The 13,596-nt window shown below is 69.6% G+C and carries 12 protein-coding genes; 8 read left to right on the top strand and 4 right to left on the bottom strand.

Annotated elements, in window-relative coordinates:
* Positions 1–32 precede the first annotated feature (32 nt).
* The 5 genes from metK (at position 33) to ACQEV1_RS14830 (ending at position 4,466) form a co-directional block, all read left to right on the top strand.
* On the top strand, positions 33–1,220 hold the full coding sequence (metK, locus tag ACQEV1_RS14850) for a methionine adenosyltransferase (protein ID WP_285569777.1): 1,188 nt from the start codon (positions 33–35) through the stop codon (positions 1,218–1,220).
* Between the two features lie 2 nt (positions 1,221–1,222).
* Positions 1,223–1,777, top strand: a complete 555-nt coding sequence (locus ACQEV1_RS14845; RefSeq protein ID WP_433394380.1) for an adenine phosphoribosyltransferase — start codon at positions 1,223–1,225, stop codon at positions 1,775–1,777.
* A gap of 233 nt (positions 1,778–2,010) precedes the next feature.
* Complete coding sequence (locus ACQEV1_RS14840; protein ID WP_433394378.1) at positions 2,011–2,943, top strand: sensor histidine kinase; 933 nt, start codon at positions 2,011–2,013, stop codon at positions 2,941–2,943.
* A complete protein-coding gene (locus ACQEV1_RS14835; protein WP_433394376.1) occupies positions 2,927–3,595 on the top strand; it encodes a response regulator transcription factor in 669 nt (222 codons plus the stop codon). Before ACQEV1_RS14840 ends, ACQEV1_RS14835 begins: the two co-directional genes overlap by 17 nt.
* A 28-nt stretch (positions 3,596–3,623) precedes the next feature.
* Complete coding sequence (locus ACQEV1_RS14830; protein ID WP_285618043.1) at positions 3,624–4,466, top strand: cyclase family protein; 843 nt, start codon at positions 3,624–3,626, stop codon at positions 4,464–4,466.
* Between the two features lie 89 nt (positions 4,467–4,555).
* Here the strand turns inward: ACQEV1_RS14830 and ACQEV1_RS14825 are convergent, their stop codons facing one another.
* A complete protein-coding gene (locus tag ACQEV1_RS14825) occupies positions 4,556–5,488 on the bottom strand; it encodes a LysR family transcriptional regulator (protein WP_285618045.1) in 933 nt (310 codons plus the stop codon).
* 92 nt (positions 5,489–5,580) lie between these two features.
* On the opposite strand from ACQEV1_RS14825, the gene ACQEV1_RS14820 reads away from it, so the two are divergent.
* The 3 genes from ACQEV1_RS14820 to ileS are packed head-to-tail and all read left to right on the top strand — an operon-like array spanning position 5,581 to position 11,430.
* A complete protein-coding gene (locus tag ACQEV1_RS14820) occupies positions 5,581–6,909 on the top strand; it encodes an APC family permease (protein ID WP_285569789.1) in 1,329 nt (442 codons plus the stop codon).
* 53 nt (positions 6,910–6,962) lie between these two features.
* Positions 6,963–8,141 carry an acyl-CoA dehydrogenase family protein gene (locus ACQEV1_RS14815; RefSeq protein WP_285618047.1) on the top strand — a complete coding sequence of 393 codons (1,179 nt, stop codon included), beginning with the start codon at positions 6,963–6,965 and terminating at the stop codon, positions 8,139–8,141.
* Between the two features lie 34 nt (positions 8,142–8,175).
* Positions 8,176–11,430 carry an isoleucine--tRNA ligase gene (ileS, locus tag ACQEV1_RS14810; protein WP_285618049.1) on the top strand — a complete coding sequence of 1,085 codons (3,255 nt, stop codon included), beginning with the start codon at positions 8,176–8,178 and terminating at the stop codon, positions 11,428–11,430.
* 47 nt (positions 11,431–11,477) lie between these two features.
* On the opposite strand, the gene ACQEV1_RS14805 is transcribed toward ileS, so the two are convergent.
* Genes ACQEV1_RS14805 through ACQEV1_RS14795 form a run of 3 tightly spaced genes read right to left on the bottom strand, consistent with a single transcriptional unit; the run spans position 11,478 to position 13,587 of the window.
* On the bottom strand, positions 11,478–11,825 hold the full coding sequence (locus tag ACQEV1_RS14805) for a nuclear transport factor 2 family protein (protein WP_285569797.1): 348 nt from the start codon (positions 11,823–11,825) through the stop codon (positions 11,478–11,480).
* Positions 11,826–11,839: 14 nt separating this feature from the next.
* Complete coding sequence (locus tag ACQEV1_RS14800; RefSeq protein ID WP_285569799.1) at positions 11,840–12,655, bottom strand: 2-keto-4-pentenoate hydratase; 816 nt, start codon at positions 12,653–12,655, stop codon at positions 11,840–11,842.
* Positions 12,655–13,587: an SAM-dependent methyltransferase gene (locus ACQEV1_RS14795; protein WP_433394371.1), complete on the bottom strand. Its 933-nt coding sequence runs from the start codon at positions 13,585–13,587 to the stop codon at positions 12,655–12,657. The genes ACQEV1_RS14800 and ACQEV1_RS14795 overlap by 1 nt, the downstream gene beginning before the upstream one ends.
* Between the last annotated feature and the right edge of the window lie 9 nt (positions 13,588–13,596).

The raw sequence follows: 13,596 nt of genomic DNA, 5'->3' as shown, positions 1-13,596 counted from the left end.
AAGGACCAACGAACGAGAAACGGAGGACCGTCATGAGCTATCGGCTGTTCACCTCGGAATCGGTCGCCGAGGGCCACCCCGACAAGATCGCGGATCAGATCAGCGACACCCTCGTCGACGCGATGCTGGCAGCGGATCCGCACAGCCGCGCCGCGATCGAGACCTTGATCAGCACCGGCTTCGTCCACGTCACCGGGGAGGTCTCCGGGTCGCTCCCCGACGTCGAGGCGCTCGTGCGGAAGAAGATCCTGGACATCGGGTACGACTCTTCCGCCAAGGGTTTCGACGGCGCCTCGTGCGGGGTCGCGGTGTCGATCGGCGCACAGTCCGCGGACATCGCGCAGGGCGTCGAGCGCTCGTACGAGGCCCGTACGGACAGCACCGACGAGTTCGACCTCCAGGGTGCGGGCGACCAGGGCCTGATGTTCGGCTACGCGTGCTCGGAGACCCCGGAGCTGATGCCGTTCCCGCTGACCCTGGCCCATCGGCTCGCGCGACGTCTCGCGGCGGTGCGGCGCGACGGCACCATTCCGTACCTGCGCCCGGACGGCAAGACCCAGGTCACCCTGGCCTACCAGGGCGACCTTCCGGTCCGGCTCGACACGGTCGTGGTGTCCACGCAGCACGCCCCGGACGTCTCCCTGGAGGGACTCCTCATCCCGGACATCATCGAGCACGTGATCACTCCAGAGATCACCTCGCTCGACCTGGCCACCGATGACTACCGGCTCCTCGTGAACCCGACGGGACGGTTCGAGGTCGGCGGTCCCATGGGCGACGCCGGGCTGACCGGCCGGAAGATCATCGTCGACACGTACGGCGGTATGGCCCGGCACGGCGGAGGCGCCTTCTCCGGCAAGGACCCCTCCAAGGTCGACCGCTCGGCGGCGTACGCCATGCGCTGGGTGGCCAAGAACGTCGTCGCGGCCGGGCTGGCCGGGCGGTGCGAGGTGCAGGTCGCGTACGCGATCGGCAAGGCACGGCCGGTGGGCCTGTTCGTCGAGTGCTTCGGCACGGAGAAGATCCCCACCGAACAGATCCAGGACGCCATCAACCAGGTCTTCGACCTGCGGCCGGCGGCGATCATCGCGGACCTGGACCTGCGGCGCCCGAAGTACGCCCAGACCGCGGTGTACGGGCACTTCGGCCGGGAGGAACCGGAGATGACCTGGGAACGCTGCGACCGGGTGGCGGCCCTGCGAGAGGTCACGGGGATCTGATCGTGAACATCGACGCCTTGACCGACCGTCAGCGGCTCGCCGATCTGATCCGCGACAACATCCGGACCGTGCCGGACTTTCCCCGTCCCGGCATCGCCTTCCTCGACCTTTGTCCCGTCTTCTCCCAACCCGCCCTGCTCGGCGCACTCGCCGGCGCGATGAGCGACGCCTTCGCCGGCGCCTTCGACCGGGTGCTGGCGATCGAGGCGCGGGGATTCGTGGTGGGAACGGCGGTGGCCTGCCACGCCGACCGGCCACTGGTCCTGGCCCGCAAGAGCGGCAAACTGCCCGGACCGGTCGACTCGGTGCGGTACGACCTCGAGTACGGCAGCGCCGAGCTGCAGGTGCAACGGGACGTCCTGCGGCCGGGCGAGCGGGTGATCGTCGTCGACGACGTGCTGGCGACCGGCGGCACCATGGCGGCCGCCGACGAACTGGTCCGCCGCAGCGGGGCGGCCGTCGCCGGGTATGCGGTCGTGGTCACCATTCCGGGACTCGGCGGTGAAGGCCGACTCGGTCCGGCAAAGGTGTTTTCGGTCCTACCGACAGGGAATTGAGGTCAATATCGGTCCGCGCCGGTCTGTTTTATCACCAACAACACCGGCTACAGGATTATCTGATGAATCTCTGGTTACAGGAGCATCGACTTGACACGTAATGGCTGATATGGAACCGTCCTCCTGACCGACGAGTAAAACCCTTGCCACTCCCAGGTCAGACGCAAAGCATTCCGCAGCAGTGGTCATCCGTCCGCGGAAATCAACAGATCCGTCAATGAGGCGATGCGTTCATGCACGGTCCGAACCCGATCTTCGCCGACACCCGAGCATATCGGCAGAGCAATGAAGCTGATAACAGCAAGATCGATATAGCGGTATCCGCGCCCAGGCCGGACGTGGCCAATTCAACCGGCCCCCTCGACCGAGCTGGGCACGGCATCGTCACGAACCCTGCCGACGTCCGTGCACGCCCGGGAAATTCTCTGCACACTGGAGAACGAATGAACGCACACTCGACTACGAAAAACGAAACTACTATTGAAGTCGTTGAAGAGCGATTCGCGAGCACCGAGGAACTCCGCGAGTTAAGCCGCGACGTCCACGATCGGATCGCTCACTCGGTGCTCACCGTGCTCAACAGCCTTGAATTGGTGGAATTGGAACGGGAGGCGGCCGAGCCGGCGACGAGATCTCGCCTCGCCCAGGCGAAGAGGTCCACCGCGGAGACGCTCGAGGAGGTCCGGCGCCTCGCCGCCCGCCTTCGCGTCCTGGCCGAACGTGTCACCCATCCTTGGAACGATGCACCCCGCAAGGCAGAGTCTTGGAACGATGCACACCGCAGGGCCGACCGCGTCTGCAAGGCCACGGCCGCACCCGCCGACCAGGCACGGACGACGGTGCCGGGCGAGGCCAGCGAGGTGCACGACGAGCTGTTCTTAGTGGTACGGGAGGCGGTGTTCAACGCGGTCACGCACGCGCGCGCCAAGTGCGTCGCGGTCGATGTGCGGGCGGACGGAGACTGGATCAACGCGGTCGTGGAGGACGACGGGAGCGGCTTCGAACCGCACCGGCTGCCGCCCGCGAAGAGCGTCGGACTGGTCTCGATGCGTGAGCGCACCGTCCGCGTCGGCGGCCGGCTCGACATCGCCTCCTGCCCCTGCTGTGGCACTCGCGTCACCATTGGGATGCCGCTTCGGGGAGCATTGCGTGAGCACGGGGGATAGGCGGATCCGGGTCCTCATCGCGGACGACCACACGCTGTTTCGTGAGGGAATCGCGGAAATACTGGCTCGAGAAAAGGATCTGGAAGTCGCCGGCGAAGCCGATTCGGGCCGCGGACTTCTCGCGATCGCCCGGAAGATACATCCCGACGCCATCATTGTCGACGTCGAGATGCCGGGACCGGGAGCGGAGGCGACCGTACGGGAGATCGTCAGCGAACTTCCGGACACTCGCGTCATCATCTTGACCATGCACGACGATCCCGGACTCGTCGAGAAAATGCTCGCCGCCGGAGCCCGGGCGTACGTCATCAAGGGCGCCACTCGCGAGGCGCTGCTGGCCGCCGTCCGGGGAGCCAGGCACGACGACCAGCACGTGGTCGTCTCGGTTTCCCGGGAAACGGTGATCAGATTAAGAGAACCACCGGAATCCCCACTCTCGCCGCGCGAACTCGAGGTGCTGACGGCGGTTTCGGCCGGACTAAGCAACGCGCAGATCGCCGCCCGGCTGTTCATCACCGAGGGAACGGTGAAACGGCACCTGACGAATGTGTACGTGAAGCTCGACGTGACGACCCGGATGAACGCCATCAACAAGGCGATCGAAATGGGACTCATCAAACCCAGGGGCTTCCGGCACCCGAAGCACTACTGATCCGGCGCCGATCCGGAGGGAGAAAACGATGACCGACAGTTCGACCGCGACAGCGCCCCCGATGATCGAGGGAGGCCACGTCCTCGTCGACCTCTCGGTACTGATCGCCGAGGACCTGCCCTGCTACTGGTCGACCCACCAGCCGTTCCAGCACAAGACGTGGAACTGGTTCGAGAGCAGGAGCGAGCCCAGCGGCTGCGTCATCAATCGTTCCGGGCCGTACGCGACCCGGTGGATGGCGATCGACGAGCACACGGGGACGCACCTCGACGCCCCGAGCCACTTCATCCCCCCTGAGGGGTCGGGACTGCCGTACGCGGGGCCGGCCGGCGCCGTGTCGATCGACCGGGTGCCGCTCGATCGACCCATGGGCCCGGCCGGAGTCGTCGACGTGTCCGCGCTGGTGGGCACCGTGGACGAGCCGGGCCGCAGCCCGATCATCGACGCTCGGATGATCACGGATTGGGAGGAGGAGAACGGCCGGTTCCGCCCCGGTGACGTGTGCCTGTTCCGCACCGGCTGGGACGTCCACTACCAGCGCGGCGAGGCCGGTTCGGCGTACCTGCACGACATCGTCGTGACCGGGCGGCGCCCCGCTTGGCCGGCGCCCGAGGTGGAGACCATCGAGCTGCTTCTGGAGCGCGGTGTCCGCTGCGTGGGCATCGACGCGCCCAGCATGGGGCCGGCGCACGAGGACCGCGGGCAGGCGGTGCACGTCAGCGGGCTGAGCGGGGGCGCCGTCTACGTGGAGTGCCTGACCGGGTTGGACCGGCTGCCCGAACGTGGCGCGTTCTTCTGCTTCCTGCCGCTGAACGTGGAGCGCGCCACCGGCGCTCCCGGCCGGGCCGTGGCCTGGCTACCGGCGGGATGACCCGGTTACGCCCGCCGTTCGCAGCACCCGCGACGACAGGGCCCAAGTGGATCGGGACCGCGCCGCGCGGGCCCGGTCCACGCGGGCTCTCAGCCGCTCGCGAGCCGGCGGGCCGCCTCGTCCTTCAGCTCGGCGCAGACGTTCTTGAGCACGCTCAGCATCGCCAGCGCGGCGGGCGAGCGGTACGAACCGGGCGCCAGGGCGACGCGGATCTTCCGCGACAGCGCCTTGGTGTCCAGCGGTCGCACCACGACGTCCGCACGGACCGTGGGCACGGTGAGCTGCGGTATCAGCGCCACCCCGACGCCCGCGGCGACAAGCCCCTCGACCACGGTCCGGTCGTCGGTCCGCAGCGCGACGATCGGCTCGAAGCCCACCTCACGGCAGGCCTCGGGCAGCACCTCCAGGGTCGAGCCGTGCCGGACGCCCTGGATCCAGGGCTCGCCCGCCAGGTCGGTGAGCCCGACGCTGTCCATCTCCGCGAGCGGGTGCCCGAGGGGAAGCCCGATATGGAGCGGATCGTCGACCAGATCCAGCTGCTCGATGTCGTCGGGCAGCGGGGGCTCCTGCTCGAACTGGTAGACGAGCGCGAGGTTGATCTCGTTGGCGCGCAGGCCGGACACGCACTCGTCCGGATCGCCCTGGAACAGGTCGAGCTCGATGCCGGGGTAGCGATCGCGGAAGGCGGCGATCGACCGTGCCACCAGGGTCGAGCCGGCGGTGGCGAACCAGCCGAGCCGCAGCAGCCCGGACTCCAGCCCGGCGAACGCCCGCAGCTCCTTCTCGATCGAGTCGAGCTGCTGGAAGACCGTCTCCGCCTGGCTGACGAGCAGTCGCCCCGGCTCGGTGAGCGAGACGCCGCGTGCGCCGCGCTCCACCAGGCGGGTGCCGAGCTCTCGTTCGAACGCCGCGATCTGCTGGGAGATGGCGGACGGGGTGTAGGCCAGCGCCTGGGCCGCCGCGGTGAACGAGCCCCGTCTGGAGACCTCGCGAAGAATCCACAGGCGGCGCACATCAAGCATTAAAACATTCTAACAGGAGCCTGCAGAAAATGTTGCTGGCCGAAAAGGCCTACCCGGACAAAGCTACCCTCTGGTCGCGATAGGAAGTATTCATGGCCGAAGTAGACGCGGATCGGCGGCCCCAGCGCCGGACGACGACCGAGTTGCGACGCGAGCTGGGGCTCAAGGAAGCGGTGGCGATCGGGATCGGGGGCACCGTCGGCGGGGGCATCTTCGTCCTCGTGGGCGTCGCCGGAGGTAAAGCCGGACCCGCCGCCCTCATCGCGTTCTCATTAGCCTTCGTAGCCTCTCTCTTCATCGCACTCCCCTACGCCGAACTCGCCTGCCGGCTGCCGATGGCGGGCGGCGGCTACGCGTTCGCCCGCCAGGTCCTCGGTCCCCACTGGGGATTCCTGATGGGCTGGATCTACTGGGGCGCCTACGTCTTTCTGTCCGGTTACGTGACGATCGGCTTCGGCGGCTACCTCCACGCCGCGACGGGCTTCCCCACGACGGCGGGCGCCGCGGTCCTGGTGGCCGCGTGCATCGCGGTGAACCTCCTCGGCGTCAAGGTGTCCGGCGGCGTCCAGACCGCGGTGATCGCCGCGGCGATCATCGGTCTGGCCGGATTCTCCTTTTGGGGCCTGCCGCATGTCAGCCTCAGCCACCTGACCCCCTTCGCCCCGCATGGCGTCAACGGAATATTCCTGGCCGCACTCGTGGCATTCCTGTCATTCGGCGGATTCGACATGGTGGCCGCCGCCGGAGAAGAAATAAAACACCCGGAACGTAATCTGCCGCGCGCCATTCTGCTGACTCTGGCCGGCGTGCTCTTCCTTTACGTAATCGTGGCGTTCGTCGCGGTGGGCACCGTTTCCTCGGACCATCTGGGCTCCTCGGCCTCACCGCTGGCCGACGCCGCCGGCGTTTTCGGCGGCGACCTCGCGCGGCACCTCATCGTGTTCTGCGCCCTGCTGACCACGGCCGCGACGGCGAACGCCATCGTGGTGGTGACGTCCCGCACCGTCTTCGCGATGTCGCGCGACCGGATGCTCCCCGCGCCGTTCGCCGCGGTGAGCGCGCGCACCGGGTCTCCCTGGATCGCGGTGCTGATCAACGGTGTCCTGATCGGGGGCGTGGCGCTGGTCGGCACCGTCTCGATGTCCTCCTCGACCGGCGGCTTCCTGTACGTCCTCCACTTCGTGCCGCCCCTGCTGGCGCTGGTCCGGCTGCGCCGCGACGACGCCGGCGAGCGCCCGGCGTTCTCCACACCGGCCCCGCGGATCCTCGTGCCCCTCGCCTTCGCGTGTAGCGCGGGTCTGCTCGTCGCCAGCGGATTCACCGGAGTGACCATCGGCTCGGCGTGGCTCCTGGTCGGCGTCGTCCTCTACATCGGCTACTTGTACACGCAGCGCGCCGACCGCGCGGGGCGGGTGGGCTGACCGCGGGAACGACCCGTGGCGAAGGACCGGAACACGATTGAGGGAGTCGGAGCATGGCTGCCGGTGACGACATCACGCGAACGGACCTCTTCCTGGTCGACGAACTGCTCACGCCGGAAGAACGCGACATACGCGATCGGGTCCGGCACTTCGTCGACGCGGAGGTGCTGCCGATCATCAACGACTACTGGGAACGCGCCGAGTTCCCGTTCGCGCTCGTACCGGGGCTGGGCGAGCTGCGGATCGCCGGAGGATCGCTGGCCGGTGACGGCTGCCCCGGGATGAGCTCGCTCGCCGAGGGCCTCGTCGCCGCCGAGCTCGCCCGTGCCGACGGCGGCCTGCGGGTGTTCTTCGTCGGCCACGGCCTGGCCATGATGTCCATCGGCCTGCTGGGCTCGGCCGAGCAGCGGTCCCGCTGGCTGCCGAAGCTCGCCTCGATGGAGACGCTCGGCGCGTTCGCGATGACCGAGCCGGCGCACGGGTCGGACGTCTCCTCGCTGGAGACGCGAGCGCGGCGCGACGGCGAGGCGTACGTCCTGGAGGGCGCCAAGCGCTGGATCGGCAACGGCACCTTCGCGGACGTCGTCGTGGTCTGGGCCCGCGACGACGAGGGCGAGGTCGGCGGCTTCGTCGTGGAGACCCCGGCGGAGGGGTACGCCGCGACGGCCATGCGCGGCAAGACCGCCTGCCGGGTGGCGGCGCACGCCGAGATCTCGCTGACCGGCGTGCGGGTGCCCGCCGAGAACCGCCTGAGCGAGGCGACGTCGTGGCGCGCGATCACGCCGCTGATGCTCAAGGCCCGCCAGGACGTCTGCTGGGAGGCGCTCGGGCACGCCGTCGCCGCGTACGAGGCCGCCGCGGCCCACGCGGTGAACCGCCGCCAGTTCGGCCGTCCGCTGGCCGATTTCCAACTCGTCCAGGCCAAGCTCGCGCGGATGCTGGCCGACCTCACTAGCATGCAGCTGATGTGCTGGCGGCTGACCCGTCTGGAAGAGGAGGGCAGGGCGACCCTCGCCCAGGCGTCCGCCGCCAAGCTGCACACCGCCGCCGCCGCCCGCCAGATCGTCCTGGACGCGCGCGACATCCTCGGCGGTGACGGACTTCTGATCGACCGGCACGTGGCCCGCCATCACGCCGACATCGAGGCCCTCTACACCTACGAGGGCACCCAGGACATCCAGAAGCTCATCCTGGGCCGCAGCATCACCGGCCGATCGGCCTTCACCCGCTGATCCGCCTGACCCATCCCAGACACGGAGGAGCCTTGTGACGTTCGACCCGGTCCCCCAGCGACCCGAGTTGCCGAAGCTGGAGGAAGAAGTACTGCGGCGCTGGAACGACGAGGGAGTGTTCCGCAAATCCCTGGACCGGACCGCCGGGGGCACGCTGTTCCGGTTCTACGACGGCCCGCCGACCGCCAACGGGCGGCCCGGCGTGCACCACGTCGAGGCCCGGGTGTTCAAGGACGTCTTTCCCCGCTACCGGACGATGAAGGGGCAGGCCGTGCCCCGCAAGGCCGGCTGGGACTGCCACGGGATTCCCGTCGAGCTGGAGGTGGAGCGCGAGCTCGGGCTGACGCGGAAGAAGCAGATCGAGGAGTACGGCGTCGCGGCGTTCAACGCACGATGCCGCGAGTCGGTGACGCGTTACGTCGGCGAGTTCCAGCGGCTCACCGAGCGCACCGGCTTCTGGGTGGACACCGACGACGCCTACTGGACGCTGAGCGACGAGTACGTCGAGAGCGTCTGGTGGTCGCTCAAGACGCTGTACGAGCGCGGGCTGATCTACCAGGACCAGCGCGTCGTGCCGTACTGCCCGCGATGCGGCACCGCGCTTTCGGACCACGAGGTCGCCCAGGGGTACCGGGAGACCGACGACCCGAGCATCTTCGTGCGCTTCCCGGTGCTGTCCGGCCCGCTGGGTCCCGGCGGCGCCGGCCTGCCCGAGCCGGGCGCCGAGGTGTCGCTCCTGGTGTGGACGACGATGCCGTGGACGCTCGTGCCCGCCACGGCCGCGGTCGTCAGCGACAAGATCCGGTACGTCCTGGCCCGCGGCGGGCGGGCCGGCGACCACTTCGTGGTCCTGGCCGCCGAGCGCGTCAAGGTCGCTCTGGGCGACGAGGCGGAGATCATCCGCGACGTGACGATCGAGGAGCTGGCGGGCGCCCGCTACAAGGCGCCCTTCGACTTCGTCGGTCCCGGCTCGGCGGACGACCCCGACGGCGACCCGGCCTCCTGGCGCTTCGTCGTGATCGATGACTTCGTCGAGATCGACCAGGGCACCGGGATCGTGCACACCGGCGCGGCGTTCGGCGAAGACGACATGCGCGTGGCCCGCGCCAACGGCATGCCGACGGTCAAGCCGGTGGACGCCGAGGGACGGTTCGACGAGCGGGTCGGCCCGTACGCCGGCATGTTCATCCGCGACGCGGACGCCCCGATCACCGACTTCCTCCGGGAGAACGACCTGCTGGTGCAGGAGGGGACGTACCGGCACTCGTTCCCGTTCTGCTGGCGGTGCTCGTCGCCGCTGCTGTACTACGCCAAGCCGTCGTGGTTCATCGCCACCACCCGGCTCCGGGACGACCTGCTGGCCGGCAACGCCGAGGTCGACTGGCGGCCGCCGCACATCCGGGACGGCCGATACGGCGACTGGCTGGCCAACAACGTCGACTGGGCGCTGTCCCGCGAGCGCTACTGGGGCACCCCGCTGCCGCTGTGGCGCTGCTCGCGGTGCGACCACACGGTGGCCGTCGGATCCCGCGCCGAACTCGGCGAGCTGGCCGGCCGTGACCTGTCCGAACTCGACCCGCACCGCCCGTACGTCGACGAGATCACCTTCGACTGCGGGTCCTGCGACGGCACCATGACGCGGGTCCCCGAGGTCATCGACGCCTGGTACGACTCGGGTTCGATGCCGTTCGCGCAGTTCGGGTACCCGCACGTGCCCGGTAGCGAGGAGCGTTTCACGACGGCGTACCCGGCCGACTACATCTGCGAGGCCATCGACCAGACCCGCGGCTGGTTCTACTCCCTGCAGGCGGTCGGCACGCTGCTGTTCGGCCAGAACGCCTACCGGCGGTCGCTGTGCCTCGGTCACATCGTGGACGACGACGGACGCAAGATGTCCAAGTCGGCGGGCAACGTCCTGGACCCGTTCGCGCTGGTCGACGCCTACGGCGCGGACGCCCTGCGCTGGGTGCTGCTCGTCGAGGGCAACCCCTGGCAGTCCCGCAGGGTCGGCGAGCGGGTGCTGGAGGAGGCGATCCGCCGGGTCCTGCTGACGATCTGGAACACCTACTACTTCTTCGTCACCTACGCCCGGCTCGCGGAGTGGCGGCCCGGCCAGGACGTGCCTCCGGTCGAGCGGCGGCCGGTGCTCGACCGCTACATCCTCGCCGAGCTGGCCGATGTGACCGCCGAGGTCGACGCGGCCATGAACGACTTCGACGTGACGGCCGCCGGGCGGCGGCTCGCCGGTTTCGTCACCGACCTGTCGAACTGGTACGTGCGCTGCAGCCGGGACCGGTTCTGGAACACCGACCCGGCGGCGCCGGCCGCGGACTCCGAGGCGGCGTTCGCCACCCTGCACACGTGCCTGTCCACGCTCAGCCGGCTGCTCGCCCCGATCACGCCCTTCCTGGCCGAGGTCCTCTACCGGAACCTCGTGCTCAGCGTCGATCCGGCCGCCCCGGAGTCGGTGCACCTGACCGACTTCCCCGAACCCGACGCGTCCGCGCGGGACGACGGGCTGCGGGAGGTGATGGCCACCGCGCGGCGGCTCGTCACGCTGGGCCGGGAGGCGCGCAGCAACTCCGGCATCGGCGTGCGCCAGCCGCTGCGGCGCGCGGTCGTGACGTTGCCGGCCGGGCTCCACGACCGCTTCGACGACGTTCGCGACGTCATCGCGACCGAGCTCAACGTCAAGGAGCTCGAGCTGACGGGGGGCGGCCGGGCCGAGCCGGTGTCGCACGCGATCAAACCGGTGTTCCGTGCGATCGGCGCGACGTTCGGCAACCGCACCCAGGCGGTCGCCGCCGCCGTCCGGGAGGCCGACCCGGAGGCCGTCGCCACCGCCGTCCGCGAGGACGGGCGGTTCACGGTCCAGGTGGACGGTGAACCGATCACGCTGGACGCCGAGCACGTGCAGATCGCCGAGATCCCGGTCATCGGCTGGCAGGTGTGCCGCGACGGCGGGCACAGCGTCGCGCTCGACGTCTCGATCGATCGCGAACTCCGCTTGGAGGGCCTGGCCCGTGAGCTGGTCCGGCTCACCAACGACCTGCGCAAGCGTCGCGGCCTCGGCTTCGCCGACCGCGTCACGATGACGGTCGACGTCGGCGCCGACCCGCGCGGGGAGATCGCCGACATGCTCACCGCGCACACCACCGTCATCGGGCAGAACGTGCTCGCGGACGAGATCCGGCGGGGTCCCGTCGGCGACGGGGCGGAGCGGGTCTCGCTGGCGGACGGCGACATCACGCTGGATCTGCGGCTGTCCGGCCGGCCGGCGGGCGTGTGACCGAGGACCGCCCGGAACCCTCGCGGACGAGGGTTCCGGGCGGTCGCTCAGACGCTGGGCACGAAGAAATGGGTCCGCCGCAGCCGGATCAGCCCGTCGTCGAACTCATAGATGTCGGCGAACCCCACATCGGTGCGGGTGTCGCCGGGCAGTACACAGCTCACGACACCCCAGGCGGCGGCCCTCCCGTCCTGGACGACCGTGTGCTCGACGTGGTGCGTACTCGACAGGATCTTCCGCTCGTCGTGGTAGAAGCGAAGGACGCGGTCGAGACCGTCGAGCGAGGGGAATCCCGGCCGTTCGTAGACGATCTCCGGGTGGAAGAACTCCGGCAGCGCGTCCCAGTCCATGGCGTCGATGGTGCCGAACATCTTCCGGAGCCATGCGTCGTCCATCGCATCTCCCCTGCTCACTCGAACCTTACGGTCAGCGGTGCCAGGCCGTGCGTCTCGATCACGAACTCGTCGCCGCGCGACGCGGGCAGCGCCCGGCCGAGCGACCCCGACAGCACGATATCGCCGGGGAGCAGGCTGGTGCCCAGGCGGTTCAACGTGCGGGCCAGCCACGCGACCGACTCGGCCGGATGACCGAGCACCGCGCTGCCCAGCGCCTCGACCTCCGTGGTGCCGTTCCGGTGGACGAGCATGCCGATCGTCCGCAGGTCGGCGTCGCGCAACGCCTGGTTCCAGGGTCCCACGGTGAAGGCGCCGTAGGACGCGTCGTCCGCGATGGTGTCGACGAGTTTGATCTGCCAGTCGGTGATCCGGCTGTCGATCACCTCGACGGACGCCGCGATCGCGTCGGTCGCGGCCAGGACCTCTTCGGCGGTGCAGTCCTCGCGGTCCAGGGGCTTGCCGATCAGGAACGCCAGCTCACCCTCGACCCGCGGCTGCAGGAACACCTCGGCCGGAACGCTCGACCGGCCCCCTTCGGCGGGGTAGAACCGCGACTCCCAGAGCCGGCCGTAGTCGGGCTCGTCCACGCCGATCTGGGCCCGCATCGCCTGGCTGGTCAGCCCGATCTTGTGCCCCAGCACCCGCTCGCCGCGCTCGGCCCGCAGCTCCGACCAGCGGGTCTGGATGGCGTAGGCCGTGGCGGGCGAGTCGAGGCCGGTCGTCTCGCTGAGCGGCCGGATGGTGTGCCGCTCCTCCCAGGCGCGATCCAGGATGCCGGCGATCGCCTCGACGTCGACGGTCTTGACGTCGTCGGCCGGGGCGCCGGCCATCAGCGCGCCTTCTCGGCGAGGATGAGGATGCCGCCCGGCATGTCGTCCTCGAGCACCTCGCGAACGGTGAAGCCGCCGTCGGCCAGGGCCTCGCTCCAGCCCTTGGAGTCCAGGAGCGTCTGCCGCATCAGGGCGTGCACGAAGGTGAACTCCGGGGTGAACCACGGACGGTGGTCACCTTCGGCGGGCGGCTGCACCTCGGCGATGAGCAGCCGTGCCCCGTCCGGCAGGCGGCCGGCCATGTCGGACAGGTACGCCACCAGCGCGTCCCGGCCCTGGGCCAGGATCTCGTGCAGCAGGAAGAACGTGACCACCAGCTGGGTGTCGGCCAGTGCCGCGATGGAGTTCAGGTCACCGGCGTCACCGCGGACGACCCGTACCCGGTCGGTGAGCCTGGCCTCGCGCACCGCCTTCTCGGCCTCCACCACGGCCTCGGGGCTGATGTCCACGCCGGTGCCGCTCGCGCCGAAGCGCGAGCACACGGTCAGCAGGAACCTGGCGTTACCGCAGCCGAGGTCGAGCGCGGTGTCGAACTCGATCCCCTCGAGCAGGCGCAGGGCGTGGGGGACGACGTCCTTGCGGCCGAGCATCGCCGCGCCGTCCGCCACCCAGCGTCCGTCGCGCGGATAGTCGACGCCGTACCGCTTGTCGCCGCTCAGGAAGGCGTCCATCCGCCGCAGCGGCTCGCCGTACCCGCCGACGAGCCAGACCAGGTAGCCCTTGTCCTGGCAGACGTCGCGTCCGTAGTCCGTGAGGGTGAAGGCGTCGCCGTTCTCCTCGACGAGGCCCCGCTGGATCAGGTAGCGAAGGGAGGCGCCGAGCAGCGCGGCCTGGTCCGAGCCGCGGTCCTTGACCGTCGTCCGGGTCAGCGCGCCATTCTCCAGATCGGTGAGCAGGCCTGCCATCTCGAACGCGGCCAGCACACTGCTCACCGCATATCC

It is taken from the genome of Actinoallomurus sp. CA-142502 (genome assembly GCF_050936355.1).
GTDB lineage: Bacteria > Actinomycetota > Actinomycetes > Streptosporangiales > Streptosporangiaceae > Actinoallomurus > Actinoallomurus iriomotensis.
The sequence above is the reverse complement of the archived record's forward strand: the minus strand, read 5'-3'. Positions and strand labels throughout refer to the sequence as shown.

What these genes read in the sequence shown, in the direction of transcription:
- ACQEV1_RS14830 (WP_285618043.1), top strand. Translation starts at nt 3,624, where the DNA reads ATGACCGACAGTTCGACCGCGACAGCGCCCCCGATGATCGAGGGAGGC.
- ACQEV1_RS14820 (WP_285569789.1), top strand. Translation starts at nt 5,581, where the DNA reads ATGGCCGAAGTAGACGCGGATCGGCGGCCCCAGCGCCGGACGACGACC.
- ACQEV1_RS14800 (WP_285569799.1), bottom strand. Translation starts at nt 12,655, where the DNA reads ATGGCCGGCGCCCCGGCCGACGACGTCAAGACCGTCGACGTCGAGGCG.
- ACQEV1_RS14825 (WP_285618045.1), bottom strand. Translation starts at nt 5,488, where the DNA reads ATGCTTGATGTGCGCCGCCTGTGGATTCTTCGCGAGGTCTCCAGACGG.
- ACQEV1_RS14805 (WP_285569797.1), bottom strand. Translation starts at nt 11,825, where the DNA reads ATGGACGACGCATGGCTCCGGAAGATGTTCGGCACCATCGACGCCATG.
- metK (WP_285569777.1), top strand. Translation starts at nt 33, where the DNA reads ATGAGCTATCGGCTGTTCACCTCGGAATCGGTCGCCGAGGGCCACCCC.
- ACQEV1_RS14815 (WP_285618047.1), top strand. Translation starts at nt 6,963, where the DNA reads ATGGCTGCCGGTGACGACATCACGCGAACGGACCTCTTCCTGGTCGAC.
- ACQEV1_RS14840 (WP_433394378.1), top strand. Translation starts at nt 2,011, where the DNA reads ATGCACGGTCCGAACCCGATCTTCGCCGACACCCGAGCATATCGGCAG.